6 protein-coding genes are annotated in these 3,921 nt (G+C 66.6%); 3 read left to right on the forward strand and 3 right to left on the reverse strand.

Annotation, left to right across the window (positions count from 1 at the left end; genetic code table 11):
* Positions 1-361 (forward strand): pyridoxamine 5'-phosphate oxidase family protein (locus VIP82_RS07320; protein WP_331907148.1); only part of this gene is annotated, 361 nt, incomplete at its 5' end.
* Here VIP82_RS07320 and VIP82_RS07325 read toward each other — a convergent pair.
* Complete coding sequence (locus tag VIP82_RS07325; protein WP_331907150.1) at positions 358-948, reverse strand: DUF305 domain-containing protein; 591 nt, start codon at positions 946-948, stop codon at positions 358-360. The genes VIP82_RS07320 and VIP82_RS07325 overlap by 4 nt on opposite strands.
* Positions 949-1,143: 195 nt before the next feature.
* The gene (locus VIP82_RS07330) at positions 1,144-1,965 is read right to left on the reverse strand and encodes a universal stress protein (protein ID WP_331907152.1); all 822 of its coding nucleotides are present in this window, start codon (positions 1,963-1,965) and stop codon (positions 1,144-1,146) included.
* A 208-nt stretch (positions 1,966-2,173) separates the two neighbouring features.
* Here VIP82_RS07330 and VIP82_RS07335 point away from each other — a divergent pair, with 208 nt between their 5' ends.
* Positions 2,174-2,677, forward strand: a complete 504-nt coding sequence (locus VIP82_RS07335) for a flavodoxin family protein (protein WP_331907154.1) — start codon at positions 2,174-2,176, stop codon at positions 2,675-2,677.
* Between the two features lie 116 nt (positions 2,678-2,793).
* Here VIP82_RS07335 and VIP82_RS07340 read toward each other — a convergent pair whose 3' ends face one another.
* Entirely contained in the window at positions 2,794-3,345 is a 552-nt protein-coding gene (locus tag VIP82_RS07340; RefSeq protein WP_331907156.1) for a hypothetical protein, read from the reverse strand.
* Between the two features lie 240 nt (positions 3,346-3,585).
* On the opposite strand from VIP82_RS07340, the gene VIP82_RS07345 reads away from it, so the two are divergent.
* Positions 3,586-3,921: helix-turn-helix domain-containing protein (locus VIP82_RS07345; protein ID WP_331907158.1), on the forward strand; the 336-nt coding region annotated here is incomplete at its 3' end.

A 3,921-nucleotide genomic window follows, 5' to 3' on the forward strand; every position in this document is an offset into this window, starting at 1 on the left:
GATCGCCCAAGCCGCATACGGACGAATCGCCACCGTCGCGGCTGGGGAGATGGACATCTTCCCGGTCAACCACGGCGTCGACCGGCACAGCATCGTCTTCCGCACTGCTCCGGGTACGAAGCTGCTGGCGCTCACCATCCAGCACAAGGTGCTGTTCGAAGTCGATGGTGTCGATGGCGAGGAGGCATTCAGCGTCGTCGTGAGAGGAGATGCCGACCGGGTCGATCGCGAACCCGAGGTGGAGGCGGCCGAACGGCTGGGTGTGACGACGTGGGCACCCGGTCCGAAGAACCAGTGGGTCCGCATCACTCCGCGCGACATCCAGGGGCGTGCGTTCAGGGTCCCGGCAGCTGGACTCTAGTCGTCGCCCAGCATCTGCTTCATGAGCTCGATCTCGGCGGTCTGGCTCTCGACGATCGCCTCGCCGAGGGCCTGCACCTCGGGGTTGTCTGAGTCCAGGATCATCCGGGCCATCCGGATCGCACCTTCGTGGTGGTCGATCATGCCCTCGAGGTAGAGGCCGTCGAACTCGGCTGCGGTCGCATCCTCCAATGCGGTCATCTCGTCATCGCTGAGCATTCCGCCCATGGGCATTCGGTCTCCCATGGGCATGCGAACCCCGGCATCGTCGAGCCAACCCTCCATGAGCGCGATCTCGACGGTCTGGGCATCCCGGATCTGCTCGGCCAGTGCGAGCACTTCGGGGTCGGTGCTCTTCTCGATCGCGAGTTCCGACATGTCGACGGCCTGCTGGTGATGCGGAATCATCATGCGGGCGAACATCAGATCTGCGGGGTCGTAGTCCGCCGAATCGGCGTCGCTCATCATCCCTGAACCGCGATCGCGGTCGTCGTCGGGAGTCCCGATGTTGATGGTGCAGGCTGCCAGGACGGTCCCCGTCGCAATGACGAGTGCGGCGATTCCTGCACCTCGATATCGTGCGAACATTGGCAGCGTCCTTTCGTCGTGATCGCTCCTCACGCGGTGAACGGGGCGCGAGAGCCCACACTCACCCTCCTCGATTCCGCCCGGACAGGCAGTGTCGTTGGTCCCATGGGCGCGTCCTGCACCCGAGCGCGGAGCGTCGAATTCGCAGCGTGGTCGATCGTCATCAGCGTCGACACCTTTCTGCGTGCCGCCTGTCTATTCATGCGCGAGTACCTCAGTGACGACCAGGACCGGGCAAGGCGGGTCGAGCAGGAGCGTTACGCTGACGGATCCGAGGAAGAACCGTCGGAGCGGGCCGTACCCGTGGCTGGCGACGACGAGGAGCGATGCGGCCCGACCTTCTTTGCTCAGCAGCTGGACAGCGTCTCCTCGTTCGAGTCTGCCCGTGCATTCCACGCCGAGTCGACGTGCATGCGACATCGCCTCGTCGAGCACCGTCCTGTGCATCGATGCGAAGACCTCGAGGTCCGCTGCCGTGTCGCCGAAGACTGGCCTCCACGTCGAGGGTGGATGCCACGCATGCAGGATCTCGAGGGGAGCGCCGCGTCGTCGCGCCTCGTCTGCGGCCACTTCAACGGCGGCCGACGACGCTGCGGAACCATCGATCCCGACGACGACAGGGAGGTCGTCGCCGCCTCCGGCGTGCGGTGGAATGACCGCAACGGTTCCCCCTCCGTGGCGGCCGGCCAGTCGAGCCCCAAGGCTCCAGCGAGATCCGCGCTTGTGCGCCGGCGTCCCGACCACGATGAGCGTGCCTGGCAGCAGGAACTCGGCCAGCACCTCGTCCGGCGGCCCGATCACGCTGCGATTCTCGACGTCTTGGCGTCGCCCGGACGGCTGCCGAGCCATCACCGTCTCGATCTGGTCCTGGTCGAAGCTCGAATCGCCCCGCGTCGCGGCGCTCATGAGGACGATCGGGATTTCTGGGCCATGGCGTAGCGCCCAATCGAGGGCGGTCTCCGATGACGGTGTTCCGTCCCAGCCGACGACGATTCTCTTGAACACGTGCCCCAGCATCGCTCGTGGCGACTGACGCGGACGGGCCCAAGGTCACATGGCCCGCAACCGCACCGATGTGCCTTCGAACCGCACCGGTTCCGTCCTCGCACTCCTCATCGTCTTCTGCGGAACCCGTATCGCCGCTTCGTCGCGAAGGTCGAAGGTCCCGAGCACCGCGGGTCGCGCGCCATAGCGTGAGCACGAATGGAACCGGAGGGAGCTGGTCATGCGCGCACTGGTGGTGTACGAGACGTTGTGGGGGAACACCGGCGAGATCGCCAGATCGATCGCCGATGGGATCCGGACGCAGCAGGGGGTCGACGACGTCCAGCTGGTCGAAGCGGCGACCGCGGCGGAGGAGCTCCCAACGAGGGTCGACCTCCTCGTGGTCGGCGGGCCGACTCACGCGTTCTCGATGTCGAAGGCGTCGACGCGGGACTCAGCACGCCAACAGGGCGCGAACACCGTTCCGGAGCGCGGCATCCGCGAATGGATCGACGGGCTGATGACGCCGCCGTCGCCGGTGATGGTCGCGACGTTCGACACGCGCACGGTCGCCCCGCGGCTGCCTGGCTCCGCGGCGAAGAAGGCGATGAAGAAGCTCGTGGGCCGGGGTTTCCGTCCTGCCGTCAAGCCAGAGTCGTTCGGCGTGCACGGCTACTCGGGGCCGGTCGCGGACGGCGAACTCGAGCGTGCGCGCGAATGGGGTGCGGCGCTGACCGCGACGTGATGGGAGCGCTCGGGGCCCGGTCAGTTCGCGAGCGACGCGCCAGCCTCGCTCGGTCGATTCGCCCGCCTGGCGTTGAAGCCGGCAGGGCAAGTGACGACTGGGACGGCCTCACGTCCTCAGTGCGCATCCGGTAGACGAGAGTGGCTGCTTGCCGGTTCGTCGAGGCTCTTCTGGACTGTCGAAAGGCTGATGTCTTTCACCAACCGCGGGCGGCGCTGCTGTCTCACCTTTGCCATCCATTCGGAGGCCGGGTACGAGAGTCGGACGACGAAGTAGTTGAGGTATTCGATGACACCGAAGGCCCAGACGGTCAGCACGAGGGCTGCGACCCATGGGTCGTCTGGCCACCAGACGAGCACGCCGACCATTCCTGCAATCAGCAGCAGCGGATCGATGATCTGGAATACGCGATAGAGACGTGCGAGGGTCGACGGCATCGTGCCGACCCCGGCCCAACTGCGAGCGAGGAGCCAGTATGCACCGGCTTGCACCAAGACGAGCAGAAGCGGCACCAGCGCCGACCAGAGTGCGGCTACCGCGGTCGAGGACGCCATTCTGGGTGCGATGAGCACGGCAGCACACCCTGCGAACACCGCCGCGGCGACAAGTTCACCGAGTCCGAGGCTGAGATACTGCCGACGGGCAAGGACACGGTGCCGTTCATTCACTCTGGTCACATTACGTGCGAGGCAGGGGTCGGTGCATCCGTGGCGGTGCTCGCTTGCGATCAACTCGAACGTGGTCTTTCACGTCGACGGACTCGTCACGGACTGCGTCGACTGCGGTGACGGCCGGCAATCCTCGGAGCCATAGGACGACGTTGGTTAGGCTGGGCGCGTATTCAACTCGATCGAAGGCGCGCGCCGTGTCCGTTCTTGCTCTCGCAACTCCCAGACGCCGTCCATCGCATGCCCCGCGGTGACGACGACCGCCGGGTCGCCGAGAAGCTCTTCGCGATCGCCGACACGTTCGAACGCGGCGACGAGCTCACGCTCAGCGAGATCGCCGAGCGGGCGGGGCTGCCGATGTCGACCGCGCATCGGCTGCTCGGGGAGTGGATCGCCTGGGGTGGCATCACGCGCTCCGGCGACGGCCGGTACCGCGTGGGCATCAAGCTCTGGCGGCTCGCGGTGCGCCAGCCCTCCTCGCGGCGGCTGCGCATCGCTGCCAAGCCCTACCTCGAGGACCTCTTCCAGTCGACGGGGGAGCATGTGCACCTCGCTGTTCGCGAGGGCCTCGGCGCG

This window comes from Microbacterium sp., assembly GCF_036566905.1.
Classification (GTDB): domain Bacteria; phylum Actinomycetota; class Actinomycetes; order Actinomycetales; family Microbacteriaceae; genus Microbacterium.